23 protein-coding genes and 1 tRNA gene are annotated in these 24,538 nt (G+C 70.0%); 20 read left to right on the top strand and 4 right to left on the bottom strand.

What is annotated here, in order from left to right; all coding sequences use genetic code 11:
* The first annotated feature begins 62 nt into the window (after positions 1–62).
* From DW296_RS13155 to poxB, 7 genes are all read left to right on the top strand, one after another.
* Positions 63–1,445 carry a flavin monoamine oxidase family protein gene (locus tag DW296_RS13155; protein WP_136052590.1) on the top strand — a complete coding sequence of 461 codons (1,383 nt, stop codon included), beginning with the start codon at positions 63–65 and terminating at the stop codon, positions 1,443–1,445.
* The gene (locus tag DW296_RS13150; RefSeq protein ID WP_071328919.1) at positions 1,445–2,329 is read left to right on the top strand and encodes a universal stress protein; all 885 of its coding nucleotides are present in this window, start codon (positions 1,445–1,447) and stop codon (positions 2,327–2,329) included. Before DW296_RS13155 ends, DW296_RS13150 begins: the two co-directional genes overlap by 1 nt.
* Entirely contained in the window at positions 2,329–3,885 is a 1,557-nt protein-coding gene (locus tag DW296_RS13145; protein ID WP_025102346.1) for an APC family permease, read from the top strand. The genes DW296_RS13150 and DW296_RS13145 overlap by 1 nt, the downstream gene beginning before the upstream one ends.
* Before the next feature lie 14 nt (positions 3,886–3,899).
* A complete protein-coding gene (locus DW296_RS13140) occupies positions 3,900–5,366 on the top strand; it encodes an NAD-dependent succinate-semialdehyde dehydrogenase (protein ID WP_060923240.1) in 1,467 nt (488 codons plus the stop codon).
* A gap of 25 nt (positions 5,367–5,391) precedes the next feature.
* Positions 5,392–6,756 carry an NAD-dependent succinate-semialdehyde dehydrogenase gene (locus DW296_RS13135; RefSeq protein ID WP_136052589.1) on the top strand — a complete coding sequence of 455 codons (1,365 nt, stop codon included), beginning with the start codon at positions 5,392–5,394 and terminating at the stop codon, positions 6,754–6,756.
* 122 nt (positions 6,757–6,878) lie between these two features.
* A complete protein-coding gene (locus tag DW296_RS13130; RefSeq protein WP_136052588.1) occupies positions 6,879–7,316 on the top strand; it encodes a pyridoxamine 5'-phosphate oxidase family protein in 438 nt (145 codons plus the stop codon).
* 40 nt (positions 7,317–7,356) lie between these two features.
* Positions 7,357–9,081: a ubiquinone-dependent pyruvate dehydrogenase gene (gene poxB / locus DW296_RS13125; protein ID WP_136052587.1), complete on the top strand. Its 1,725-nt coding sequence runs from the start codon at positions 7,357–7,359 to the stop codon at positions 9,079–9,081.
* A 63-nt stretch (positions 9,082–9,144) separates the two neighbouring features.
* Here poxB and DW296_RS13120 read toward each other — a convergent pair whose 3' ends face one another.
* Both DW296_RS13120 and DW296_RS13115 read right to left on the bottom strand, forming a co-directional pair.
* Positions 9,145–11,937, bottom strand: coding sequence for a hypothetical protein (locus DW296_RS13120; protein ID WP_136052586.1), 2,793 nt, complete (start codon positions 11,935–11,937; stop codon positions 9,145–9,147).
* A 28-nt stretch (positions 11,938–11,965) separates the two neighbouring features.
* Positions 11,966–13,759 carry an HSP90 family protein gene (locus DW296_RS13115; RefSeq protein ID WP_240743090.1) on the bottom strand — a complete coding sequence of 598 codons (1,794 nt, stop codon included), beginning with the start codon at positions 13,757–13,759 and terminating at the stop codon, positions 11,966–11,968.
* A 219-nt stretch (positions 13,760–13,978) separates the two neighbouring features.
* On the opposite strand from DW296_RS13115, the gene DW296_RS13110 reads away from it, so the two are divergent.
* From DW296_RS13110 to DW296_RS13070, 9 genes are all read left to right on the top strand, one after another.
* Positions 13,979–14,051: transfer RNA gene (locus tag DW296_RS13110), tRNA-Trp, on the top strand.
* Positions 14,052–14,090: 39 nt separating this feature from the next.
* Positions 14,091–14,363 carry a preprotein translocase subunit SecE gene (secE, locus tag DW296_RS13105; protein WP_025102339.1) on the top strand — a complete coding sequence of 91 codons (273 nt, stop codon included), beginning with the start codon at positions 14,091–14,093 and terminating at the stop codon, positions 14,361–14,363.
* Positions 14,364–14,405: 42 nt separating this feature from the next.
* Positions 14,406–15,440, top strand: coding sequence for a transcription termination/antitermination protein NusG (gene nusG, locus DW296_RS13100; RefSeq protein WP_136052584.1), 1,035 nt, complete (start codon positions 14,406–14,408; stop codon positions 15,438–15,440).
* 264 nt (positions 15,441–15,704) lie between these two features.
* Positions 15,705–16,136 (top strand): 50S ribosomal protein L11, encoded by a 432-nt coding sequence (gene rplK / locus DW296_RS13095; RefSeq protein ID WP_025102337.1) that lies wholly within the window; start codon positions 15,705–15,707, stop codon positions 16,134–16,136.
* An 11-nt stretch (positions 16,137–16,147) separates the two neighbouring features.
* On the top strand, positions 16,148–16,837 hold the full coding sequence (gene rplA, locus DW296_RS13090) for a 50S ribosomal protein L1 (protein WP_025102336.1): 690 nt from the start codon (positions 16,148–16,150) through the stop codon (positions 16,835–16,837).
* Positions 16,838–17,036: 199 nt separating this feature from the next.
* Positions 17,037–17,852, top strand: a complete 816-nt coding sequence (locus tag DW296_RS13085; RefSeq protein WP_136052583.1) for an amino acid ABC transporter substrate-binding protein — start codon at positions 17,037–17,039, stop codon at positions 17,850–17,852.
* Between the two features lie 3 nt (positions 17,853–17,855).
* Positions 17,856–18,521, top strand: a complete 666-nt coding sequence (locus DW296_RS13080) for an amino acid ABC transporter permease (RefSeq protein WP_025102334.1) — start codon at positions 17,856–17,858, stop codon at positions 18,519–18,521.
* Positions 18,508–19,311, top strand: a complete 804-nt coding sequence (locus DW296_RS13075) for an amino acid ABC transporter ATP-binding protein (RefSeq protein ID WP_136052582.1) — start codon at positions 18,508–18,510, stop codon at positions 19,309–19,311. The genes DW296_RS13080 and DW296_RS13075 overlap by 14 nt, the downstream gene beginning before the upstream one ends.
* A 40-nt stretch (positions 19,312–19,351) precedes the next feature.
* Positions 19,352–19,708 (top strand): iron chaperone, encoded by a 357-nt coding sequence (locus DW296_RS13070; RefSeq protein WP_136052581.1) that lies wholly within the window; start codon positions 19,352–19,354, stop codon positions 19,706–19,708.
* Between the two features lie 4 nt (positions 19,709–19,712).
* Here DW296_RS13070 and lysE read toward each other — a convergent pair whose 3' ends face one another.
* Positions 19,713–20,366, bottom strand: a complete 654-nt coding sequence (gene lysE / locus DW296_RS13065) for an L-lysine exporter (protein ID WP_136052580.1) — start codon at positions 20,364–20,366, stop codon at positions 19,713–19,715.
* Between the two features lie 69 nt (positions 20,367–20,435).
* On the opposite strand from lysE, the gene DW296_RS13060 reads away from it, so the two are divergent.
* On the top strand, positions 20,436–21,320 hold the full coding sequence (locus tag DW296_RS13060; protein WP_205807997.1) for a LysR family transcriptional regulator ArgP: 885 nt from the start codon (positions 20,436–20,438) through the stop codon (positions 21,318–21,320).
* Between the two features lie 43 nt (positions 21,321–21,363).
* On the opposite strand, the gene DW296_RS13055 is transcribed toward DW296_RS13060, so the two are convergent.
* Positions 21,364–22,044, bottom strand: coding sequence for a YqaJ viral recombinase family protein (locus DW296_RS13055; protein ID WP_136052578.1), 681 nt, complete (start codon positions 22,042–22,044; stop codon positions 21,364–21,366).
* A 237-nt stretch (positions 22,045–22,281) separates the two neighbouring features.
* Between DW296_RS13055 and DW296_RS13050 the strand changes: the two genes are divergently transcribed.
* From DW296_RS13050 to rplL, 3 genes are all read left to right on the top strand, one after another.
* Positions 22,282–23,256: a hypothetical protein gene (locus DW296_RS13050; RefSeq protein ID WP_136052577.1), complete on the top strand. Its 975-nt coding sequence runs from the start codon at positions 22,282–22,284 to the stop codon at positions 23,254–23,256.
* A 326-nt stretch (positions 23,257–23,582) separates the two neighbouring features.
* Positions 23,583–24,071 carry a 50S ribosomal protein L10 gene (rplJ, locus tag DW296_RS13045; RefSeq protein WP_025104226.1) on the top strand — a complete coding sequence of 163 codons (489 nt, stop codon included), beginning with the start codon at positions 23,583–23,585 and terminating at the stop codon, positions 24,069–24,071.
* A gap of 48 nt (positions 24,072–24,119) precedes the next feature.
* Positions 24,120–24,503, top strand: a complete 384-nt coding sequence (rplL, locus tag DW296_RS13040; protein WP_025104227.1) for a 50S ribosomal protein L7/L12 — start codon at positions 24,120–24,122, stop codon at positions 24,501–24,503.
* The last annotated feature ends 35 nt before the right edge of the window (positions 24,504–24,538 follow it).

Below are 24,538 nucleotides of genomic sequence, written 5' to 3'. Positions count from 1 at the left end.
GGGATTTCGGGACGCGACCGGTACTTCATCCCCCGCATCCCCCGACGACGAAGGAGTTGCAGATGGCTGAGATCACCCGCGACGTGCTGATCGTGGGCGCCGGAGCCGCAGGGCTCACGGCGGCCAACGACCTGCGGAAGGCCGGACTGTCGGTCGCCGTGCTGGAGGCCCGCGACCGCGTGGGTGGCCGGCTGTGGACCGACGTCATCGACGGCGCCATGCTGGAGATCGGCGGCCAGTGGGTCTCGCCCGACCAGGACGCCCTCAAGGACACGATCGAGGAGCTGGGGCTCGAGACCTACAGCCGGTACCGCGAGGGTGACAGCGTCTACGTCGGCCCGGATGGCCAGGCCCACCGCTTCACGGGCGAGATGTTCCCGGTGTCGGCGGAGACCGAGGCCGTGATCGCCCGCATCACCGGCATCCTCGACGCCCTCGTCGCCGAGATCGACCCGGACCGGCCGTGGGAGCACCCGAACGCGGCGGAGTGGGACTCGATCTCCTGGGACGCCTGGCTGCGCTCGCAGACCGACGACGACGAGGCCGTGCGCAACCTCGCCTTCGCGACCGGCTCGGCGATGCTGACCAAGCCGACCCACGCGTTCTCGCTGCTGCAGTCGCTGCTGATGGCGGCGTCCGCCGGCTCGTACTCGAACCTCGTCGACGCCGACTTCATCCTCGACAAGCGCGTCGTGGGCGGTCTGCAGCAGGTGCCGCTGCGCCTCGCCGAGCGCCTGGGAGACGACGTGCTGCTGAACCAGCCCGTCCGCAGCCTGGAGTGGTCGGACGACGGGGTCGTGGCGACCACCGACGACCTCACGGTCCGGGCGCGGTACGCGATCCTCGCGCACGCCCCCATCCTCTACAACCGCATCTCCTTCGTCCCGCCGCTGCCGCGTCGCCAGCACCAGCTGCACCAGCACCTGTCGATGGGCTTCGTCATCAAGGTGCACGCGGTCTACGACCGCCCGTTCTGGCGCGAGCAGGGCCTGAGCGGCACGGCGTTCAGCCCGTACGAGCTCTCGCACGAGGCGTACGACAACACCAACCACGGCGACGAGCGCGGCACCCTGGTCGGCTTCGTCTCCGACGCGAACGCCGACGGCGTGTTCGAGCTGTCGGCCGAGGAGCGCAAGGAGCGCATCCTCGAGTCGCTCTCGCACTACTACGGTCCCGAGGCCAAGAACCCGGTCGTCTACTACGAGAGCGACTGGGGCAGCGAGGAGTGGACCCGCGGCGCGTACGCGGCGAGCTTCGACCTCGGCGGACTGCACCGCTACGGCGCCGACCTGCGCACGCCGGTCGGACCGATCCACTTCGCCTGCAGCGACATGGCAGGAGCGGGTTACCAGCACGTCGACGGGGCGATCCGCATGGGCCACCTCGTCGCGGCGAACATCGTCGACGCCCGTCGCGAGACCGGCGCTCCCGAGAGCATCGGCTGATGACCGGCTCGGTCGTCGTCGGCTACACGGCGACGGATGCGGGGGCGGACGCGGCGGCGCTGGGCGCGCGACTGGCGCGCAGCATCGGCGCGACCCTGCACCTCGTGATCGTGCTGCCGACCGAGGGCACCCGGAGCGCCGCCGTGCCGCCGGAGCGCGCCTACGAGGACGTCATCCGGAAGCAGGCGCGGAGCTGGCTGCAGGACGCGGTCGTGCGTCTGCCGCAGGAGCTCGTGCGCAGCGGCCATGTGCGCTTCTCGGAGTCGTTCGCCGAGGGCCTCATCGCCGCCGGTGAGGAGTTCGACGCCAGCGTCATCGTGATCGGCACCGCCGGCGGAGGTCTCTTCGGCCGGCACCGGCTGGGCAGCGTCGCATCGGAGCTGCTGCACTCCTCGCCGATCCCTGTGGCTCTCGCGCCGGCCGGTCTCGCGCAGCAGGACGACCACGTGCTCCCGCGCGTCACCGTCGCCGTCGGCACCCGTCCCGGCGCGGAGGGCGTGCTCGACCAGGCCGTCGCCCTCGCCGGCGCCGCCGAGGTGAGCCTCCGACTGGTGTCCCTCGTGCCGTTCGACGTGCCGCCGGGGCTCGACACCGGCGCCATCCGCCTCGCCGGCAGCGAGCACGCGCACAAGGTGCTGGCCGTGGCCGCCGAGCGGCTGCCGGACGGTCTCGGCGCCGTCGTCGAGGAGGCCCCCGGCGAGACGGTGGAGGACGCCGTCGCCGGGCTCTCCTGGCTCCCCGGTGAGGTCGTGCTCGTCGGCTCCAGCCGGCTGGCGCAGCCGCGCCGACTCTTCCTGGGCTCCACGGCGGCGAAGATGCTGCACGAGCTGCCCGTCCCCATGATCGTCGTCCCGCGTACCCGCGATGAAGCAGGAGACCGCTGATGAGCAGCACCAACCGGGCGACGGAGCCCGCATCCGGCGTCACGACCGGAATCTCGACGAAGGGCCTGAGCGCCGGCACCGTCGGCCTGATCGGCGCCGTCGTGATCGGCATCTCGTGCATCGCCCCCGCCTACACCTTCACGGCCGCCGTCGGCCCCACCGCGTCCGAGGTCGGCGCGCAGATCCCGGCGATCATCCTCGTCGGCTTCATCCCGATGCTCCTCGTGGCCTTCGGCTACCGCGAGCTCAACAACCGCATGCCCGACTCCGGCACCTCCTTCACCTGGGCCGCCAGGGCGTTCGGGCCGTGGGTGGGCTGGATGGCCGGCTGGGGCCTCGTGGTCGCCACGATCCTCGTGCTGTCCAACCTCGCCGGCGTCGCGGTCGACTTCCTGTTCCTGCTGCTGTCGCAGATCACGGGCAACGCGGAGATCGCCGATCTCGCCGGCGTCACCTGGATCAACATCGGCGTCTGCCTGCTCTTCATGCTGGGCGCGACATGGGTGTCGTACCGCGACATGCAGACCACGCAGAAGCTGCAGTACTGGCTGGTCGGATTCCAGATCCTCGTGCTCGTGTTCTTCGCGGTCGCCGCGATCGTGCAGGCCGTGGGCGGCAACGGCTTCGACTACCAGCCGTTCGACCTCAACTGGTTCAACCCGTTCGCGATCTCGTCGTTCAGCGCCGTCGCCGCCGGTCTGTCGCTGTCGATCTTCATCTTCTGGGGCTGGGACGTCACCCTCACCATGAACGAGGAGACGAAGGACCCGGAGAAGACCCCGGGTCGCGCGGCCACCGTCACCGTGCTCACGATCGTCTCGCTCTACCTGCTCCTCGCCGTCGCGATGATCATGTTCGCGGGTGTCGGCACCGGAGAGCTCGGCCTCGGCAACGGCGACATCCAGGAGAACGTGTTCTTCCACCTCTCCGGACCGATCCTCGGGCCGCTCGCGTTCCTCGTCTCGCTCGCGGTGCTCACGAGCTCGGCGTCGTCGCTGCAGTCGACGTTCGTCGGTCCGGCCCGTACCCTGCTCGCGATGGGTCACTACGGCGCGCTGCCGAAGTCGTTCGCGAAGGTGAGCCCCCGGTTCTTCACCCCGGGCTACGCCACCATCGTGTCGGCCATCGTGGCCTCCGCGTTCTACGCCGTGATGCGCGTGGTCAGCGAGGACACGCTGTGGGACACGATCCTCACGCTCGGCATGATGATCTGCTTCTACTACGGGATCACGGCGTTCGCCTGCGTCTGGTACTTCCGCAAGCAGTGGTTCGACTCGGCGCGGAACGTCTTCTTCACCTTCCTGTTCCCGCTGGTGGGCGGCATCATCCTCGCGATCCTGTTCTTCACCACGCTGATCGACTCCATGGACCCGGCCTACGGCTCCGGGTCGGAGATCGGCGGCATCGGGATCGTCTTCATCCTCGGCATCCTCATCATCGTCGTCGGCATCGCCGTGATGATCTGGAACGCCATCCGCCGCCCCGCCTTCTTCCGCGGTGAGACGCTGGGTATGGACGCTCCGCCCAGCCGCCGCCGTCGTCCCACGTCCGTCTGAAAGAGAGAGAATCCATGAGCACTCAGAACGAGCAGGCGCTGCTCGACAGCATCCCCACCGGCCTCTTCATCGGCGGGGAGTGGATCGAGGGGGAGACCGGCGCGACCTTCGACGTCAAGGACCCCTCGACCAACCAGGTGATCCGCACGATCGCCGACGCCACCCCCGCGGACGGCATCCGGGCGCTCGACGCCGCCGTCGCCGCGCAGGACGAGTGGGCAGCGACGGCGCCGCGCGTGCGCGGCGAGATCCTGCGCCGGGCGTTCGACCTCGTGCAGGAGCGCAAGGAGGACCTCGCGCTGCTGATGACGCTCGAGATGGGCAAGCCCCTCGCCGAGGCCCGCGGCGAGGTCGCCTACGGCGGCGAGTTCCTCCGCTGGTTCAGCGAGGAGGCCGTGCGCATCAGCGGCCGCTACGGCCTCAACCCCGAGGGCACCGGTCACATGATCGTGTCGCAGCGCCCCGTCGGCCCGTCGTTCTTCGTCACGCCGTGGAACTTCCCGTTCGCGATGGCCACGCGCAAGATCGCCCCGGCCCTCGCCGCCGGCTGCACCGTGGTGATCAAGCCCCCGGCACTCACGCCGCTCACGACCATCTTCTTCACGACGCTGCTCGAGGAGGCCGGTCTGCCGAAGGGCGTCGTCAACGTCGTGCAAACCTCGAAGTCGAGCGCCCTGTCCGCGCCGATCATCGCCGACCCGCGTCTGCGCAAGCTGTCCTTCACCGGGTCGACCGAGGTCGGCCGCAAGCTCATCGCCCAGGCGGCCGAGGGCGTGCTGCGGGTCTCGATGGAGCTCGGCGGCAACGCGCCATTCGTCGTGTTCGACGACGCGGACCTCGACAAGGCCGTGGACGGCGCGCTGGCCGCGAAGTTCCGCAACATCGGTCAGGCCTGCACGGCGGCGAACCGCTTCATCGTCCACAAGGACGTCGCGGGCGAGTTCGCCAAGCGCGTCACCGAGCGTGTCAACGGCATGAAGATCGGCCGCGGCACGGAGGAGGGCGTGGCGATCGGCCCGCTCATCGACGAGGACGCGGTGGCCAAGGCCGGCGAGCTCGTGGACGACGCCGTCGAGCGCGGCGCGACCCTGCTCGCGGGCGGCAAGGCGCTCGAGGGCACCGGCACGTTCTACGAGCCCACGGTCCTCACCGACGTCGTCCCCGGCTCCGCGATCCTCCGCGAGGAGATCTTCGGCCCGGTGCTCGCGATCGCGACCTTCGAGACCGAGGACGAGGCCGTGCGCCTCGCCAACGACACCGAGTACGGCCTCGTCTCCTACGTGTTCACCGAGAACCTGCAGCGCGGTCAGCGGATGATCGACGCGCTGGAGACCGGCATGATGGGTCTGAACGTGGGTGTCGTCTCCAACGCGGCGGCTCCTTTCGGCGGCGTCAAGCAGTCCGGCGTCGGTCGCGAGGGTGGCTTCGAGGGCATCCACGAGTACCTGTCCACCAAGTACACGCTGATACCGGTCTCCTGACCGGTACGGCAAGAGGAGGAGACACATGACCGACTACGCCGTCGTCAACCCCGCCACCGGCGAGACCCTGGCGTCGTACGACACGTTCACCGACGCCCGGATCGAGGAGGCGGTCGCAGCCGCCGACGAGGCGCACCGCGAGTGGTCGCGCTCCACGACGGTCGCCGACCGTGCCGCGCTGCTGCGCCGTGCGGCCGAGCTGCACCGGGAGCGCCGCGAGGAGCTGGCCGACATCTTCGTGCGCGAGATGGGCAAGCCTCGGGAGGCCGCGCTCGGCGAGGTCGACTTCGCCGCCGACATCGCCGAGTACTACGCGGACCAGGCCGAGGACATCATGGCCGACCAGCCCATCAAGATCCTCGGGGAGGGATCGGCGATCATCCGCCGTTCCTCGCTGGGGCCGCTCGTGGGCATCATGCCGTGGAACTTCCCGGCGTACCAGATCGTGCGCTTCGCCGCGCCGAACTTGATCGTCGGCAACACGATCCTCCTGAAGCCCGCGCCGCAGTGCCCGGAGTCGTCGAGCGCGATCGAGGCGATCTACCACGACGCCGGCTTCCCGAAGGGCGCGTACCAGAACGTGCTCGCCACGAACGACCAGATCGCGGCGATGATCGCGGACTGGCGGGTGCAGGGCGTGTCGTTGACCGGGTCCGAGCGCGCCGGCGCCGCGGTCGCCGAGATCGCCGGGCGCAACCTCAAGAAGGTCGCGTTGGAGCTCGGCGGGTCCGACCCGTTCATCGTGCTCTCCACCGACGACCTCGACGCCACCGTGCAGGCGGGTGTGGATGCGCGGCTCGACAACAACGGTCAGGCCTGCAACGGCGCCAAGCGCTTCATCATCGTCGACGACCTCTACGACGCGTTCGTCGAGAAGTTCACGGCGGCGATGGCGGCTGTCGAGGCGACCGATCCCACACTCGACGACACGGTCCTCGGTCCGGTCTCGTCGGAGGCGGCGGCGGAGAACCTGCAGAAGCAGATCGACACCGCCGTGGCCCAGGGTGCGACCCTGCTCACGGGCGGCACGCGCGACGGAGCGTTCTTCGCGCCGACCGTGCTCGCCGACGTGACCCCGGAGATGGACGTCTACCGGGAGGAGCTGTTCGGCCCCGCGGCGGTCGTGTACCGCGTCGCGGACGAGGACGCGGCGGTCGCGCTGGCCAACGACACCACGTTCGGTCTCGGCTCCTACGTCTTCACGACGGACGAGGCGCAGGCGGAGCGGGTGGCCGACCGGATCGAGGCCGGCATGGTCTACGTGAACCTTGTGCTCGCCGACAGCCCCGAGCTCCCGTTCGGCGGCATCAAGCGCAGCGGCACGGCCCGCGAGCTCGGCCACCTGGCCGCCGACGAGTTCGTCAACAAGAAGCTGATCCGCATCGGCTGACCGTCGACCCACCCCGTTGCGGCCGAGCGGCCCCCTTGCGTACGCACGCAAGGGGGCCGCTCGCACGAGAGGGGCCGGGTCGACGGGGTGCGCGTCGAGGACGGACGAGGCACAATGGCGGCATGAGTGCGCACACGGATCCGGTCCAGTCCCTCACCGCGGAGCAGAGCTGGGAGCACCTGCGCGGCCAGGAGCTCGGGCGGCTCGTCACGAGGGTCGGCGAGACCATCGACATCTTCCCGGTGAACTACGCCGTCGACGGCGAAGGACTCCTGTTCCGCACGGCCCCCGGGAGCAAGCTGTTCGAGCTGACGGTCAACGCCGACGTGCTCTTCGAGGTCGACGACCACACGGACACCGCCGCCTGGAGCGTCATCGTGCGCGGGCGTGCGGAGGCTCTGGAGATCGACGCCGACATCGAGCGGGCGGAGGCGGCGGGCCTGCGCCCGTGGATCCCGACCGACAAGCGCGTGTACGTGCGCATCGCCCCGGCATCGGTGTCCGGCCGCGCGTTCCGGCGCGATCCCGAGCCCGACCGGGACGGCCCGCAGGAGTACTGAGCCCGGCCCGGGGAGGCCGGGGCGGGCGTAGGGTCGGGGTATGGCCAACGTCGCTGAGAACATCGTCAAGACTCTGAACGCCAACGGAGTCGACCGGGTCTACGGCATCCCGGGCGACTCCCTGAACGGACTCACGGACGCCCTCCGCAAGGACGGCCGGATCCGGTGGGTGCACGTGCGCCACGAGGAGTCCGCGGCCTTCGCCGCCGCGGCCGACGCCGGCACGACCGGTGACCTCGCCGTCGTGGCGGGCTCGTGCGGCCCCGGCAACCTGCACCTCATCAACGGCCTCTACGACGCGCAGCGCTCCCGCGTGCCGGTGCTGGCCATCGCCGCGCACATCCCGACCGTCGAGATCGGCACCGGCTACTTCCAGGAGACCCACCCGCAGGAGCTGTTCCGCGAGTGCAGTGTGTACGTCGAATACGTCGCTGACCCGTCGCAGATGCCGCGGCTGATGGAGATCGCGATGCGCGCGGCCATCGAGCAGCGCGGCGTCGCCGTCCTCGTGATCCCCGGTGACGTGGCGCTGTCGGAGATCGCGGACGACCGCGCCGTGGTGATCGAGCGCACCCGCCCCCTGATCCAGCCCAGCGGCCCGGAGCTGGAGAAGGCCGCGACGATGCTGAACGCCGCCAAGAAGGTCACCATCCTCGCCGGGGCCGGCGTCGAGGGCGCACACGACGAGGTGATCGCGCTCGCCGACGCGCTCGGAGCCCCCATCGTCCACGCGCTGCGCGGCAAGGAGTTCATCGAGTACGACAACCCCTTCGACGTCGGCATGACGGGACTGCTCGGCTTCGCGTCCGGCTACCGCGCCATGGAGGCGGCCGACACGCTCCTCGTCCTCGGCAGCGACTTCCCGTACGAGCAGTTCTACCCGGATCACGCGACCACCATCCAGGTCGACATCCGCGGGTCCCAGCTCGGCAAGCGCCACCCGCTCGATCTCGGTCTCGTCGGTGACGTGAAGGCCACCGCCGAAGCCCTGCTGCCCCGCATCGCGCGGAAGGATGACCGCGGCCACCTCGACGACGCCGTGGCCCACTACCGGAAGACGCGGAAGAAGCTCGACGAGCTCGCGGTGCCGGCCAAGGGCACGCGCCCCATCCACCCGCAGTACCTCGCCCGGCTGCTCGACGAGTACGCCGCCGACGACGCGATCTTCACCGCCGACGTGGGGTCGCCGACCGTCTGGGCCGCGCGGTACCTGTCCATGACCGAAGGGCGCCGGCTGATCGGATCGTTCACGCACGGCTCGATGGCGAACGCCCTGATGCACGGCATCGGCGCGCAGGTCGCACATCCGGATCGTCAGGTCGTGGCGCTCGCCGGCGACGGCGGCCTCGCGATGATGCTCGGCGAGCTGCTCACGCTCACCCAGAACGGACTCCCGGTCAAGACGATCGTGGTGAACAACTCATCGCTGAACTTCGTGGAGCTGGAGATGAAGGCCGCCGGCTTCGTCACCTACGGCACCGGGTTGGACAACCCCAGCTTCGCGGCGATCGCCGAGGCCATGGGGATCTTCGCCCGTCGGGTGGAGCGTAGCGAGGATCTGCCGGAGGCCGTCCGCGAGGTCCTCGCGCACGACGGCCCTGCGCTCCTCGACGTCGTGACCGAGCGGCAGGAGCTGTCCATGCCGCCCGCGATCGAGGCCGCGCAGGTCAAGGGCTTCGCGCTCTACGCGATCCGCACGGTCATGTCGGGTCGCGGAGACGAGCTGCTCGACCTCGCACGGGCGAATTGGCGTCAGCTCTTCTGACGCGGGCCTCCGCCGCATCCGCATCGGCGCGGGATCCCCTCCGGATCCCGCGCCGGTGTCGCGTCAGCTCTCGACGAGGGCCCTGACCTCGGCGGCCTCGGCGTGCCGCCCCAGTGCCTCCAGCACGTCGCCGAGCTCCAGCGCCGCCACCTGACGCAGTGGCGGGAAGCCCTCGGCATGCTCCAGGGCGCTCCGGTATACCGGCACAGCATCGGCCGGGCGGTCGTTCCCCGCGAGCACCCTGCCCGCGAACAGTTCCGAGCTTCCGGCGGCGCCCTGGTCGCCGAGCGCAGCGAAGCCGTCCGCCGCGGTGAGGGCGGCGGCGACGGCCTCATCGATCCGGCCCAGCTGGGCCAGCGCGCGGCCGCGGGAGTCGGTCACGTCGGCGAGCAGCCAGCCGGCTTCGTGCTCCTGGGCGAGCGCGGCGACCTCGTCGAAGAGGGGGAAGGCGCGCTCGTCACCCCGGCCGGCATAGGCCTGGCCGAGGCTGTGCAGCACCTCGGACAGCGCGCCCACGGCCTCAGGGGCGCGCCGCACGATGTCCGCAGCGCCCTCCAGCAGCCGCACCGCGTCGTCGTGTTCCTCGAAGCGGGCGAGGATCTTCGCCTGCTCCGTCATGGCCATGGCCTGGTCGGCGTGCGCCTCCGCCTGCCCGAACAGCTCGGCCGCGTAGCCGTGCGCCCCGACAGCCTGTCCGTACTCTCCGGACTCGGCAAGCGACCGGGCCAGGAGCGAGGCGGTCATGGCGCGCGAACCCGCAGGAGTCTCGGCGTTCTCCTCGCGCTGGAGCACGTCGCCGAAGAGCTCGGCTGCCTCCTCCGCGTCCCCCGCGCGGAGCATCGCCCTGGCCAGCCGGAAGTCGACGCCGGTGCGATCGCCGTCGTCCTGCAACCGAGCGGCCAGTCGGTAGCGGGCGACGGCCTTCTCGGGCTCCTCCGCGTCCTCCCAGAGCGCGCCCGCGAGCACATGGGCCTCGGCGAGAGCCCTGGTGGCCCCGAGTTCGGCGAGCAGCCGGCACACCTCGTCGGCGTCGACGGCCCCGTCCTGGTACGCACCCGTGCCGCCGCGCACGCGGGCCCGGGTCTGCAGCGCGTGGGCCCGGTGTCCGGCGGAGAGGTCGTCCTGGGAGAGGAAGCGGTCGAGGAGCGTGCGACCGGCGTCGAGGTCGCCCTTGCTCAGCACGGCGCCGATCGCGACGAGGGTCGTGGTGTTGGACAGCCGGGTGTCCTCGGCCTCCGCGAACGAGCGCGCGGCGAGCTCGGCGAGGTCGAGCGCCGCATCCGGCTCCTCCGCCCGGAGGTGCAGCGACGCGCGGCTGATCGCCAGGTCGCCGCGCGACCACGCGGGAAGGCGGTCGGCCTCGGCCAGCTCCTCTTCGAGCGCCGCCATGGTCTCGTCGGTGTGCAGGCCGAACGTCGCCAGGCCCAGACGCTCCTCGAGGTCGGCCTGCGCGTCGTTCCCGGCGGCCCGCAGCGCGGCGATCCGGTCGGGAAGCAGGCGCTCGGCCTCCTCCACGCGGTCGAGTGCGACGAGGATGCCGAGGTGCATCGACAGGAGCTGCGCGCGCTTGGCGGCGTCGTCGATCTCCAGGGCGTGCGGGAGCGCGGCGAGGGTCTCCTGCTCGGCGCCGAACTGCGCGAGCTGCATCGCCCGCTCGTACCAGGCCTGCGGATCCGCCGGAGCGGTGGCCGGAGCCGGAGCGACGAACGCATCGGAGCGGATCGGGACGTCGTAGCTCTCGTCGGCGAGAGCACGCATCCGGGCGAGGCTGCGGGCGTGGCCGTCGGTGCCGTCCCGCTCGTCGAAGTCGGCGCCGATGCGCTCCGCCGTCGACCAGGCGGTCGCTGCCAGGTCGGCCGCGCTCCACGGGCCGTCGTGCGCGCCGAGCAGCGACACGAGCGCCGGGGCATCGGCGCCGCGGACCGGGGTGTCGCCGTGACCGGCGGCGGTGACGCGGTCGAGAGCGACCGCGAAGGCGGTGAGGGCGGCGAAGTGCGCGTCGACGTTGAGGCCGTCGTGGGCCAGCCACGCGATGTGCTTCTCGATCAGGGCCAGTGCCCGCGCCTCGTTGCCGGTGATCGCCGCGAACACGATGTTGTTGGCGACGATGCGCAGGTTGTCCGGGTTGTCCTTCGCCAGGCGGTAGCTGCGCAGGTGCGCGGTCTTCGCGTCCTCCGTGCGACCGGCGCGCAGATACGGGAGCAGCACGCGGGACAGAGCGTGCTCCGGCTCCTCGCCGCACGAGAAGCCGCCCTCGAGCATCTCCTCGACGAGGCGGATGGCGTCGGCGTCGCGGTCGGTCTCCGCGAAGAAGCCCGCGAACTGGCTGCGGCTGCAGGCGTCGCAGTGGCTGTGCTCGTCCCGCGGCGTGGCCTCGAGCTGCACGCGCAGGGCTTCGGCGGCGTCGAACCGGCCCGCGTCCCAGGCGTCCTCGAAACGTGCGGTCAGCACGCCGCTGAGGCCGAGACCTGCGGCGCGGTAGTGCGCCTCCATGTCATCGAGCACCGCGGCGATCTGCTCCTGCGAGAAGGCGGGGGAGGAGCGTAGGGACGACGCCATCCACTTGAACTGCCACATGAGGTCGGCGCCGCCGTTGTCGAGGTCGGCGGGGAACCGCTGCGGGTCGGCGTCGTGGTGCGCGAGGCACCAGGCGAAGGAGTTGAGCATGACGTCGGTGGCCCCGACCATGTTCGCCGACGCGGTCTGGCGCATCCGGGCTTCGTACTCCAGCCGTTCGTCGCCGATCTCGACGGCCAGCGCCACCGCCTCCGCCACGAGGGCCTGCTCCGCCGGGCCCCACGGGGTGCGATCGATCTCCTCGATGAGCTGCTGGAAGCGCTTCTTCGGACGTGCCATGGAGGGCCCTTTCGGGTAGTCGGGGGTGTCAGCGCGCGTCGAAGGGGAGCGTGTCCCCCTCGATGCCGGCGGAGAGCGAGACGAGATCGGAGAGGGCGCTGGTCATGAGGGCCCGGTCGGTGTCCGAGAGCGGGTGGTGTCCTGCGAGGAGCGCCTGGATGTAGAGGAGTTGGACCGTGCGCGCGAACACGGCATCGTCCTCGACGCGGACGAGGGCGCGGACGACGCGGTTCGACCAGTTCAGGCACAGTCGCGCCGTGAGGTCGTCGTCCCGCGCGGAGGAGAGCGTCTGATCGATCCGGTCGAGCACCCCGCCCCAGAGCGTGCTCGCGATGCCCTTGGTGCGCCCGCGGTCGATCGTGCGCAGCACCTCGGGATCCGCGACGTAGAGTCCGGTCAGCTCGGGGCGATCGATCGCCCTGACGACGACGGCACAGTCGGAGGCGGCGAGCACGGCGCCGGCGCGGGACTCCAGCGCCATCGCGATGTCCCGGTCGTCGAGCGGCGGCGGGTCGAGGCGATCGAGCTCCCCGGTCACGTCGACCTTCTCCACCGTGACCTGCGGGTAGAGGTCGGGGAGCAGGCGGATCAGGTCCGCGTCATAGAGGTAGCCGCCGTTGACGAGCACCTCGTCCGAGGGCGAGATGCCAGCCACCTGGCGGAACTCGTCGACCGTCTGGGCGTAGCGCACGTGCGGATACCGCTCCACGAGCTCGCCGATCCGCAGTGTGCCGTGCGTGGTCTCCACGGTGAGCCAGCGCGTGATGAAACGCGCGAGCTCCTCGTCATGACGCACCAGCGACTTGAGTCCGACCTCGTGCACGGCGACGAACTGGGCGAGGCGATGCGGTTCGCGCAGCCCGAGCTCGAGCACCCAGCGGCGGATCCCGGCGCCGAGCTGCTCCCGGACGTGCTCCAGGGCCGTGTCCTCGACGAGGGACTCGCGGCTCGCGGTCGGCGCGAGGCCGGTGGAGTCGACGACGGCGCGCACGAAGAAGGCCCAGTCGGGCAGCACGTCGTCGACGCGCTCGGACAGCAGCATGCGCCCGAGGTACATGCGGGTCGCCTGGCGGGCGCCGGGCGGAGGAGCGAAGGGCAGCACGTAAGCCAGGCCCTGCGTCCCGGTCGCCGGCTCGCTCAGCGGGATCACGTCCAGCGGGGCGGCCCCGAGCAGGTCGCGACCGTACTGCACGGCCGCCTCGACGTCGGCGGCGGGGTCGAGGAAGGGGGGCTCGCGGGTGACGTCGATGTCCCCGCCGGGTGCGTCGATGGTCACCCGCACCGGCAGGAACTCCCCGAACGTGGTCGCGAGCTCGTGCACGGCCGCCGGCCGCAGCAGCTCATCGGCGTCGAAGCGCGGCACGAGGTGCACGCTGGTGCCGATCGGCAGGTCGTCGTCGATCTCCGCGACGCGGAACGTGCCGTCGGCGCTGCCCGTCCACTCCACCGCAGAGCCGCCTCTGGCGCTGCGGGAGCGGATGACGATGGTGTCGGCCACCATGAAGCAGCTCAGCAGCCCGATGCCGAACTGGCCGAGGAAGTCGCTCCGGGGAAGGTCGAAGATATCCCGCTTGGAGCTGCGTCCGACGGTCGCGAGCAGATCCGCGACCTCGGCTGCGGTCAGGCCCACCCCGTCGTCGCGCAGCACGAACTCGCCGGTCTGCGCGGTGAGCGGCGTGATGCGGATGCGGCTCCCGCCCCCGTCGACCTCGCGGCGTGCCGCGATCGCGTCCCTCGCGTTCTGGAGCAGTTCCCGCAGATAGACCCGGGGACTGGAGTAGATGTGCCGGCTGAGCAGATCGACGACTCCGCGCAGATCCACTTGGAACTGCTGCACATCCCCACTCACATGCTTCCCTTCCTGCTTCGTCCGCCCGCCGAGCCTAGCAACAACGCCGGTTCCGCTTCCTGTTCGGCACCACCGGATCGATGCCGTATGCTTGGTGAGCAGTTGTTCTCTGCATTCTTTCGCCGTGCCTGGCGTCTACGACATCGGCCGGTGACAGGGTGGGGAGGGCATCCCCGAGACCTCCGGGTCTCTAGGGCGGTAGCTCAATTGGCAGAGCAGCGGTCTCCAAAACCGCAGGTTGCAGGTTCGATTCCTGTCCGCCCTGCGCGTCAGCGCACGCTGACACACGAAAGGTACATTCAGGATGGATCAGGACGAACCGCGCGGCGACGTCGTCGCGGCCGGCGCCACGCGCCAGAAGAAGGGCAACCCCTTCTCCCGGTTCTTCGGGGGCATCGCCCTGTTCATCCGCCAGGTCATCGCCGAACTGCGCAAGGTCGTCACCCCGACCCGCAAGGAGCTTTTCAAGTTCACGGGTGTGGTGCTCGTCTTCGTCCTGATCGTCATGGGCATCGTCTACGGTCTCGACTACGTCTTCGGGCTCCTGACGCACTACGTGTTCGGAATCCCTGGCTGATGACCCCCGCGGCGACCGCCGCAGCTATGGAGAAGAAGCAACGTGTCTGAACGATATTCCGACGACGCCGACTGGGCGACCGCCGCAGAGCAGTCCAGCGAGGAGGACGAGGCCCAGGAGGGCAACGTGCTCGCCGCCGAGGAGCTCTCGGTCACCTCTGCCGAGCACGTCGCGGTCCACGTCGAGGACGAGGACGGCGAGCAGGAGACGGAAGACATCGACATCGACATCGACGACCCGGAGGCGGACGCCATCGTGAACGACGCTCTGAACCTGGACGAAGCCGCGGAGTCCGAAGCCGCCGCCGAGGTCCTCAACGATTCCGTGGCCGAAGAGGCCGCGGAGCAGGAGGCCGAGGCGGCCGACGAGGTCACCCCGTACGAGGGGCCCGACGTGAACGGCGAGGACGACCGTCCCGCCGCCGAGTCCGACGAGGACGAGTCGGCCTCCGAGGAAGACCCGTACGAGGCCTTCCGCATGGACCTGCGCATGCTCCCGGGCAAGTGGTACGTCATCCACTCGTACGCCGGCTTCGAGCGCAAGGTCAAGGCGAACATCGAGCAGCGCAAGTCGACGCTCGAGGTCGAGGACGAGATCTACCAGGTCGAGGTCCCGATGGAGGACGTCGTCGAGATCAAGAACGGCCAGCGCAAGATGGTCACCCGCGTGCGCATCCCCGGCTACGTGCTGGTGCGCATGGAGCTCACGGAAGACACCTGGTCGGTCGTGCGGCACACCCCCGGCGTCACCGGCTTCGTGGGCAACGCCCACAACCCGACGCCGCTGCGCTTCGAAGAGGCCTTCAACATGCTGAAGTCCCTCGTCGAGGTCAAGGACGTGCCGACCGCCAAGAACATCGCGGCCAAGGGTGGCGTCGCCGTCGCCCGTCCGCTCCCCGCCGAGGTCGACTTCGAGGTCGGCGAGACCATCACGATCAAGGAGGGCTCGTTCGCGGGTCTTCCCGGTTCGATCAGCGAGATCAAGCCGGAGAGCGGCAAGCTCACGGTTCTCGTCTCGCTCTTCGAGCGCGAGACCCCGGTCGAGCTGTCGTTCGACCAGGTCACCAAGATGATCTGACACTGTCACGAGAACGGCCGCCCTCTTCCGGGGCGGCCGTTTTCTTTCCCCCGACCCACCCCCTTTCGTGTCTCCCGGCCCGTTGCGGACGCACGCAGAGGGCCGGCTCGCACGCAAGGGGCCGGCTCGCGAGCGGGGGAGTGATCAGGTAGACTTACGTGGTTTGTGCGACGCTTCGGCGTGCGTAGAGACGACCACGGGCCGGAGAGGCCGGAGCCGTGGGAGAAGCGGATGCTCGCATCCGCCTCGAGGAAAGGAAAGAGAATGGCACCGAAGAAGAAGGTGACCGGCCTGATCAAGCTTCAGATCAACGCCGGTGCCGCCAACCCGGCGCCGCCGATCGGCCCCGCGCTCGGTCAGCATGGCGTCAACATCATGGAGTTCTGCAAGGCGTACAACGCCGCGACCGAGTCGCAGCGCGGCAACGTCATCCCCGTCGAGATCACCGTCTACGAGGACCGCAGCTTCACCTTCGTCCTGAAGACCCCGCCGGCGGCGGAGCTCATCAAGAAGGCGGCCGGCGTGCAGAAGGCTTCGGCCACCCCGCACACCGTCAAGGTCGGCAAGATCACCAAGGACCAGGTCCGTCAGATCGCCGAGCAGAAGCAGGCCGACCTGAACGCGAACGACATCGAGGCCGCCTCGAAGATCATCGCCGGCACCGCCCGTTCCATGGGCATCACGGTCGAGGGCTGAGGAGAATAATCATGGCTACCAAGTCCAAGGCTTACAAGGCTGCCGCCGAGAAGATCGAGGCAGACCGTTTCTACACGCCGTCCGAGGCCGTCGCTCTCGCGAAGGAGACCGGTTCGGCGAAGTTCGACTCGACCGTCGAGGTCGCGCTGAAGCTCGCCGTCGACCCCCGCAAGGCGGACCAGATGGTGCGCGGCACCGTCATCCTGCCCCACGGCACCGGCAAGACCGCCCGCGTCATCGTGTTCGCCACTGGCCCCGCGGCCGAGGCGGCGATCGCGGCCGGCGCCGATGAGGTCGGCGGCGCCGAGCTCATCCAGAAGGTCGCCGACGGCTGGACCAACTTCGACTCCGCGGTCTCGACCCCGGAGCTCATGGGCCAGGTCGGCCGTCTCGGCAAGGTGCTCGGTCCCCGTGGCCTGATGCCGAACCCGAAGACCGGCACCGTGACTCCGAACCCGGCCAAGGCCGTCGAGGAGATCAAGGGCGGAAAGATCGAGTTCCGCGTCGACAAGCACGCCAACGTGCACTTCGTCATCGGCAAGGCCTCGTTCTCGGCCGAGCAGCTGAACGAGAACATCGACGCCGCTCTCGAGGAGATCGTCCGTCTCAAGCCGTCCAGCGCCAAGGGCCGTTACATCCAGAAGGGTGCGGTGTCGACCACGTTCGGCCCCGGCATCCCGCTGGACGTCAACGCCATCTGACGCGTCGACGGGTCTCGCACCCGTCGCACAGAACGCCCCCGGGTCCGCCCGGGGGCGTTCTGCGTTCCCGGAGGTCTCTCGTCCCACGACATCCGGCGTCATCCGATGCGGGCAAGGTCGGAGGCGACGCGTACTGTGGGGGAGTTCCCGCGGTCGTCGCGTAAACTCGCATCCGCGCTTTCTCGCCCCAGGAGGGTCCATGTCCCGTCGCTTCATCGCCGTCACCGCACTCGTCGTCGCCGCCGCGGCCCTGACCGCCTGCAGCGGCTCGAGCACGCCCGCGAGCACCGACGGCGAGAGCGCCGCCGGCTCCGACTTCGGCCTGGTGAAAGACGGAACGCTGACGGTCGCGACGGAGGGCACCTACCGCCCGTTCAGCTTCCACGCCGACGGCGGCTCGGGCGATCTCACCGGCTACGACGTGGAGATCATCCAGGCCGTCGCGGACGAGTTCGGCCTGAAGGTCGAGTTCCAGGAGACCCAGTGGGACGCGATCTTCGCAGGCCTCGACTCCGGCCGCTTCGACGTGATCGCGAACCAGGTGTCCATCAACGACGAGCGCGAGGCCAAGTACCTCTTCAGCGCCCCGTACACGGTGTCGCCCGGTGTGATCGTGGTCAAGGAGGACGACGACTCCATCTCGTCCTTCGACGACCTCGAGGGCAAGACGACGGCGCAGTCCCTCACGAGCAACTGGTACGAGCTGGCCACCGAGTCCGGCGCCAAGGTCGAGGGCGTCGAGGGGTGGGCGCAAGCCGTGGAGCTCCTCCGCCAGGGCCGGGTGGACGCGACCGTCAACGACAAGCTGACGTTCCTCGACTATGAGACGACCAACAGCCCGACGGGCCTGAAGATCGCGGCGGAGACCGACGAAGCCGGGGAGCAGGCCTTCGTGTTCACGAAGGACAAGGAGGCGCTCGTCGATGCGGTCGACGAAGCGCTCGACACGCTCCGGGCCGACGGCACCCTGGCCGAGATCAGCGAGAAGTACTTCGGCGAAGACGTCTCGCAGTAGGCGATGCAGAATCCCTGGGAGCTCTTCTTCTCCTCGCTCGGGCCGATCGCCTGGGCGGGGCTGACGGCGACGATCCCGCTCGCCCTGGTGTCGTTCGCCCTGGGGCTCGTGATCGCGATCGGCATGGCGCTGATGCGGATCTCGGTGCATCCGGTCGTGTCCGGCATCGCGCGGTTCTACATCTCGGTGATCCGCGGCACGCCGATGCTCGTGCAGCTCTTCGTGATCTTCTACGGCCTGCCGTCCGTCGGGGTGACCCTCGATCCGTGGCCGAGTGCCATCATCGCGCTCTCGCTCAACGTCGGCGGCTACGGTGCCGAGGTCGTGCGGGCGGCGATCCTCTCGGTGCCGAAGGGGCAGTGGGAGGCCGCGTACACGGTCGGGATGAACCGCACCCGCACGCTGACCCGCATCATCCTGCCGCAGGCCGCCCGGGTGTCGGTGCCGCCGCTGTCCAACACGTTCATCTCGCTCGTGAAGGACACTTCCCTCACGTCCCTGATCCTCGTGACGGAGCTGTTCAAGGTGGCGCAGCAGATCGCCTCCACCACACTCGAGTTCATGGTGGTGTATCTGGCCGCGGCGCTGGTCTACTGGGTGATCTGCCTGGTGCTCTCCTTCGGGCAGAGCGCCCTGGAGAGGAGGCTCGACAGTCGTGTCGCGCACTGACCCCACGACCGGACCGCTGCTCACCGCCCGGGGCCTGCACAAGAGCTTCGGCGCCACCGAGGTGCTCCGCGGCTTCGACCTCACCCTGCACCGCGGCGAGGTCGTGGTGCTCATCGGGCCGAGCGGCTCGGGCAAGACGACCGTCCTGCGGGCCCTGAACGGCCTGGAGACACCGGACGCCGGCACCATCGCGATGGCCGGGGGCCCGGAGATCGACTTCGCACCGGAGGTCCGCCCGAAGCCCCGCGTCGCGAAGCAGCAGCGGCTCGCCTTGCGCGACCGGTCGGCGATGGTGTTCCAGCACCACAACCTCTTCCCACACCTGACCGTGCTGGAGAACGTGATCGAAGGGCCGTGGCGGGTGCAGGGCCGTCCGAAGGCCGAGGTCGTCGCCGAGGCACAGGCGCTGCTCGCCCGGGTCGGTCTCGCCGACAAGGCGGACGCGCGGCCGCATCAGCTCTCCGGCGGGCAGCAGCAGCGGGTGGGCATCGTGCGGGCGCTGGCCCTGCAGCCGGACCTGCTGCTGTTCGACGAGCCGACGAGCGCGCTCGACCCGGAGCTCGTGGGGGAGGTGCTGCTCGTCATCAAGGAGCTCGCCGACGAGGGATGGACGATGGCCGTCGTCACCCACGAGCTGAGCTTCGCCCGCGAGGCCGCAGATCACGTGCTCTTCCTGGATGGCGGCGGCGTCGTCGAGCAGGGGCCGCCCGCCGAGCTGTTCAGCGCTCCGCAGCACGAGCGCACGCAACGGTTCCTCACCCGCATCCTCCGGCCCCTCGACGGCGCGTGAGCCCTCGACCCCGAGGGGATTCGATGGCAGGATGCGGTGCGTGGGCACCATCGACGACTATCTGACCGACCTCGACGCCGCGGATCGTGCGGTGATCGACGGCGTGTATGCGATCGCCACGGAGGAGGTACCGGAGGCGGAACAGGGCAAGGGCTACGGCATGCCGGCGCTCGTGTACGCCGGCAAGCCGCTGCTCTCGGTGATGCGCGCGAAGAAGCACATCGGCGTCTACCCGTTCAGCCCCGAGGCGGTCGCCGCCGTGACGGACCTCCTCGCCGGTCACCCCGAGGTCAGCCTCGACAAGGGGACGATCCGGTTTCAGCCGGAGCACCCCCTGCCGGAGCAGGCGGTCCGCGCGCTCATCCGGGCGCGGGTGTCGCAGATCGACGCGGCGTGAGCGGCTAGGCGCCCAGCACCGGGAGCACGAGGCTCACCGCCAGCGTGATCATCACGACCGCGATCACCGCGTCGAGGATGCGCCAGGAGCGCGGGGTACGCAGCCACCGTCCGAGGTAGCGGGCGCCGAAGCCGAGAGCGGTGAACCAGAGAAGGCTCGCGGCGACCGCGCCGGCGGCGAACAGCCACCGCTCCTCCCCGTGCGTCGCCGCGATCGAGCCGAGCATCAGCACCGTGTCGAGGTACACGTGCGGGTTCAGCCACGTCAACGCCAGCGTCGTGAGGATCACCGGGGCGAGGCGGGTGCGGGTGAGCGTGCCGGTGCCCCCGGACGCCTCGAGGGCCGGTGCGTCGCCCCCGTCGACCACCAGCTCCTCGCCGCCCCGCCAGGCCCGCCGTGCCGCGAGCAGTCCGTACCCGAGCAGGAACAGCGCCCCCGCCCAGCGAGCCACGACGACGAGCCAGGGGGCGGCGGACAGCACGAACCCGAGCCCGGCGACACCGGCGATGATCAGCACGGCGTCGGAGAGCGCGCACACGATCACGACGGCGAGGACGTGCTCGCGCCGGATTCCCTGGCGCAGCACGAACACGTTCTGCGCGCCGATCGCGACGATGAGGGAGAGACCGAGGCCGAGACCGGCGAGGACGGTGAGCATGTGTCGAGCCTATGGGCACGAGACATGAGCTGCAGCGAAGATTCCTTTCGTACCATTAGCATCGCTGATGTGAGGATCGACCCGGAGCTTGCCGCCACACTCGCCGCCGTCGCGGACGAGGGGACCCTCGATGCCGCGTCGCGTCGGCTGCAGGTCACCCCTTCCGCGGTCAGCCAGCGGCTCAAGGTGCTCGAGGAACAGCTCGGGCGGATCCTGCTCGTACGCAGCAAACCCGTCCGGCTCACCGAGGCCGGGGAGTCCGTCGTGCGCCTCGCGCGGCAGATCGCGCTCCTCGAGCAGGATGCGCTCGCCGGGGTCGGCATCGAGGAAGGCGGTGGAGGGCACCGCATCGCGGTGCCCCTGGCTGTCAATGCGGACTCCCTGGCGACCTGGTTCCTCCCTCCGATGGCTCGGCTCTCGGCTGTGCACGACATCGACCTGGATCTTCATCGCGACGACCAGAACTTCACCGCCCGTCTGCTCGAATCGGGCACGGTCATGGCGGCGGTGACGAGCGAGGCCACGGCGGTCGCGGGGTGCACGGTCACGCCCCTCGGCGTGCTCGAGTACCGGGCCATGGCCGAACCGGCGTATGCCCGTCGTTGGTTCCCGGACGGGGTGACCGCCGACGCTCTGGCACGGGCGCCGTTCGTCGACTTCGACCGACGGGACACCCTGCAGCACGAGTGGCTCGCCGCGCGTGGAGTGACCGCCGCCGGCGTTCCCCGGCACTACGTCCCCGCTTCGCACGACTATGCGCTCGCGGTCGGCCTCGGCCTCGGCTGGGGGATGGTCCCGCGACTGCAGGAGGTGCCGGGTCTCGTGGCGCTCGGCGGTCCGACCCTGCGCGTCGCGCTGTACTGGCAGCAGTGGAACCTGCGCTCGACGCTCCTCGACACGATCGCGTCCGAGGTCGCGGGGGAGGCGGCCCGGGTGCTGGCTCGCGAACCCTGACGGGGAGTGAGCGTCCCGGCGGGTCCGGGGCCGCGCGGCCGACTCAGTCGGCGAGGGCGAGAGCGCGGAAGGCGTCGCGCTCGCGGAGCTGCTCCCGGCGGCTGTCCACGGGGGACGCGGAGCGGGCCGGGACCGTGCGCCCGGTCGTGCGGCGGTACAGCTCGTCGATGAGGTCGGTGGCGAGCCCCACGAGCTTCGCGATCTCACGGTCGTCGCGGTCGATCCACACACAGCGGGGTTCGTCGTGGATGGGGGAGAAGTCGACGTGCTCCTCCCAGACGAACAGGGTGCGCTCGGCGCCCAGCACGTGCTGCTGCCACCACACCTGCCGCAGATAGGTGCGCGGGATCCCGCGGAACGCCTTGTTGGTGGTCTTGATCTCCGCGAGGCTGACGCGACCGTCCGCGTCCACCGAGATGCCATCGGGCGTCGCCAGGTGGCGGTGCTCGACCTCGGCGCGGAACAGGGCGGAGGAGGGGAAGATGCCGTGCGTCGCGGCGACCCAGGCGGCGATCTCCGGCTCGCGGCGCCGGCCGTGGTCGGTGTAGGCGTTGCCGCCGAACCGCGGCCCGCCGCCGAGCTTGGCGTCGGCAGCACGGGCGATCGAGCGCTCGCTGGTGAGTCCGGCGACGTCGGTCGCCGTGATGCCGCGAGAGCGTGCCCTCATCCATGCCACGCGGTCGCGCGAGTCCGCGACGATGCGAGCTTGGAGTTCCGGGGTCACCAGAAGACTCTAACTCTCCCCCACCTCGGTCCCCGCCGTACACGCCGCTCCCTCGCCCGACCCACCCCCTTGCGTGCGTCCCGGCCTCCTACGTGCGCGCACAAGGGGGTGGCTCGAACGCAAGGGGGTGGGTCGGCGGGGAGCACGGTTCCTGCACAGGGGGCGGGAGGGAGTGAAGGGTGTGGAGAAGTGGGGGAAGGCGGGGGAGTGGCGAGAGGAGAGGGGAGAGTCGGGGGGATGAGACAGGTGAGTGTGGACGAGATCCGGGCGATGCTCCTCGGTCGTCGACGGCTGGAGGAGGAGGGCTGGGGGTCACGGACGCTCCACGCCGCGGTGGAAGGGCGGCAGCTGCATCACGTGCGCCGCGGGTGGTACCTCGCGCTGCGGACCTGGAGCGAGCTCGCCCCGGAGTCCCGGCATCGTGCGGAGGTGGTGGCCGCCGACCTCGCGGCCTCGGGGACGCGGCCTGTGTTCTCGCACGCCTCGGCCGCGGTGCTGTGGGGTCTGCCGCTGTATCGGGTGCGCCCGACGAGGGTCCATGTGACGGCGCCCCCCGACCGTCGCCACAGCACCTCGGGGATCCTTCGACACGAGGGCGCGGTTGCCGCCGGTGACATCGTGGAGCACGACGGCATCCGCTGCACCTCCCTCGCCCGGACGGTCGTCGACCTCGCCCGCACGGTCGCTCCGGAAGCGGCTCTCGCCGTCGCGGATGCCGCCCTCGCCCTGGTCGGCGGTGACCCGTGGGAGTTCGACGACACCGCGGCGCAGGCTCTCCTGGCGGACCTCGCAGATCGGGTCCGCCGTCCACGGCTCCGCGGCATCGTGCAGGCTCGCCGGATCGTGAGTCTGGCGGACGGTCGCGCGCAGCTGCCTCTAGAGAGTGTGACCCGGTACCGGCTCCATCAGCTCGGCTTCGGCAGACCGCGGCTGCAGGTGCCGGTGGACGGACCGCGGGGCGGTCGGTTCTGGATGGACATCGCCGTCGACCAGTGCCGCACCTTCGTGGAGTGCGACGGCCGCGACAAGTACCTGGATGACGAGCTCCGCGGGGGCCGGCCCGTGGCACAGGTCGTGCTCGACGAGAAGATCCGCGAGGACTGGGTGCGCGGAAGCACCGGCTGGCGGGTGGTCCGGGTGACCAGCGCGGACGTCGCCTCCCTCGCCGCGGCCGACGCGCACTTCCGTGCCCTCGGTCTCTTCGCCCGTTGAGTCCTCGACCCACCCCCCTTCCGCGCGCCCCGGCCTCTTGCGTGCGGCCGTAAGGGGCCGGGATGCGCGAAAAGGGGTGGGTCGACGGGAAGAGGAGGGGGATTTGGGGGAGAGGTGGGGGTGGGGTACAGTGGTCATAACCGAAGACCGCTGGTCATCATGTGCGCGTGAGTGCACAGGATCGAAGCTCTGCATCGCAGGGGCCCGCGCAGGTGTCACGAACTTCTGAGCTCCGTGCGCTTGCGCCGGAGCTCTTCTCTTTTGCAGGGGGTCGGAGGCCGGCGCCCCACCACCGTGCGGCGCCTCGTACACACCAAGGAGTGACCATGGCGCAGAAGGATGCATCGGTCAACGAGCTCACGAAGTCATTCGAGAACTCGAACGCCGTCCTGCTGACCGAGTACCGCGGTCTGACGGTTGCCCAGCTCAAGCAGCTGCGCAACAGCATCCGTCAGGACGCTGAGTACGCCGTGGTGAAGAACACGCTGACCAAGATCGCCGCCAACAAGGCCGGCATCTCCGCGCTGGATGACGACCTCAAGGGGCCGTCGGCTGTCGCGTTCGTGCACGGTGACTTCGTCGCCACCGCCAAGGCTCTGCGTGACTTCGCCAAGGCCAACCCGCTTCTCGTGATCAAGTCGGGCATCTTCGAGGGCAAGGCCCTCACCGCCGACGAGGTCAACACGTACGCCTCGCTCGAGAGCCGTGAGGTTCTGCTGGCGAAGGCCGCGGGCATGATGAAGGCGACGATGGGCAAGGCTGCGGCCACCATCGACGCGCTTCGCGAAAAGCTGGAGACCGCCGAGGCCGCGTAAGCGACCGGCGATCTCGTCTACAAACCCCATCTATCTAGGAGATACATCATGGCGAAGCTTTCCACCGAGGAGCTGCTCGAGCAGTTCGCCGGCCTGACCCTCATCGAGCTCAACGAGTTCGTGAAGGCGTTCGAGGAGAAGTTCGAGGTCACCGCTGCTGCCCCCGTCGCCGTCGCCGGTGCCGCTGGCGGCGCAGGCGAGGCCGCGGCCGAGGAGGAGAAGGACTCCTTCGACGTCATCCTCGAGGCTGCTGGCGACAAGAAGATCCAGGTCATCAAGGCTGTCCGCGAGCTCACCTCGCTCGGCCTCGGCGAGGCCAAGGCCGTCGTCGACGGTGCTCCGAAGGCCGTCCTCGAGGGCGCCAACAAGGAGACGGCCGAGAAGGCCAAGGCTGCTCTGGAAGAGGCCGGCGCGACGGTCACCCTCAAGTAATTCCAGCGCACCAGCGCTTCTGCGAAGGCCCCGGA

It is taken from the genome of Microbacterium sp. K36, assembly GCF_004794355.1.
Classification (GTDB): Bacteria; Actinomycetota; Actinomycetes; order Actinomycetales; family Microbacteriaceae; genus Microbacterium; species Microbacterium paraoxydans_D.
This window is presented reverse-complemented; position numbering and strand designations above follow the sequence as displayed.

What these genes read in the sequence shown, in the direction of transcription:
- DW296_RS13155 (WP_136052590.1), top strand. Translation starts at nt 63, where the DNA reads ATGGCTGAGATCACCCGCGACGTGCTGATCGTGGGCGCCGGAGCCGCA.
- DW296_RS13150 (WP_071328919.1), top strand. Translation starts at nt 1,445, where the DNA reads ATGACCGGCTCGGTCGTCGTCGGCTACACGGCGACGGATGCGGGGGCG.
- DW296_RS13145 (WP_025102346.1), top strand. Translation starts at nt 2,329, where the DNA reads ATGAGCAGCACCAACCGGGCGACGGAGCCCGCATCCGGCGTCACGACC.
- DW296_RS13140 (WP_060923240.1), top strand. Translation starts at nt 3,900, where the DNA reads ATGAGCACTCAGAACGAGCAGGCGCTGCTCGACAGCATCCCCACCGGC.
- DW296_RS13135 (WP_136052589.1), top strand. Translation starts at nt 5,392, where the DNA reads ATGACCGACTACGCCGTCGTCAACCCCGCCACCGGCGAGACCCTGGCG.
- DW296_RS13130 (WP_136052588.1), top strand. Translation starts at nt 6,879, where the DNA reads ATGAGTGCGCACACGGATCCGGTCCAGTCCCTCACCGCGGAGCAGAGC.
- poxB (WP_136052587.1), top strand. Translation starts at nt 7,357, where the DNA reads ATGGCCAACGTCGCTGAGAACATCGTCAAGACTCTGAACGCCAACGGA.
- DW296_RS13120 (WP_136052586.1), bottom strand. Translation starts at nt 11,937, where the DNA reads ATGGCACGTCCGAAGAAGCGCTTCCAGCAGCTCATCGAGGAGATCGAT.
- secE (WP_025102339.1), top strand. Translation starts at nt 14,091, where the DNA reads ATGGATCAGGACGAACCGCGCGGCGACGTCGTCGCGGCCGGCGCCACG.
- rplK (WP_025102337.1), top strand. Translation starts at nt 15,705, where the DNA reads ATGGCACCGAAGAAGAAGGTGACCGGCCTGATCAAGCTTCAGATCAAC.
- rplA (WP_025102336.1), top strand. Translation starts at nt 16,148, where the DNA reads ATGGCTACCAAGTCCAAGGCTTACAAGGCTGCCGCCGAGAAGATCGAG.
- DW296_RS13085 (WP_136052583.1), top strand. Translation starts at nt 17,037, where the DNA reads ATGTCCCGTCGCTTCATCGCCGTCACCGCACTCGTCGTCGCCGCCGCG.
- DW296_RS13080 (WP_025102334.1), top strand. Translation starts at nt 17,856, where the DNA reads ATGCAGAATCCCTGGGAGCTCTTCTTCTCCTCGCTCGGGCCGATCGCC.
- lysE (WP_136052580.1), bottom strand. Translation starts at nt 20,366, where the DNA reads ATGCTCACCGTCCTCGCCGGTCTCGGCCTCGGTCTCTCCCTCATCGTC.
- DW296_RS13050 (WP_136052577.1), top strand. Translation starts at nt 22,282, where the DNA reads ATGAGACAGGTGAGTGTGGACGAGATCCGGGCGATGCTCCTCGGTCGT.
- rplJ (WP_025104226.1), top strand. Translation starts at nt 23,583, where the DNA reads ATGGCGCAGAAGGATGCATCGGTCAACGAGCTCACGAAGTCATTCGAG.
- rplL (WP_025104227.1), top strand. Translation starts at nt 24,120, where the DNA reads ATGGCGAAGCTTTCCACCGAGGAGCTGCTCGAGCAGTTCGCCGGCCTG.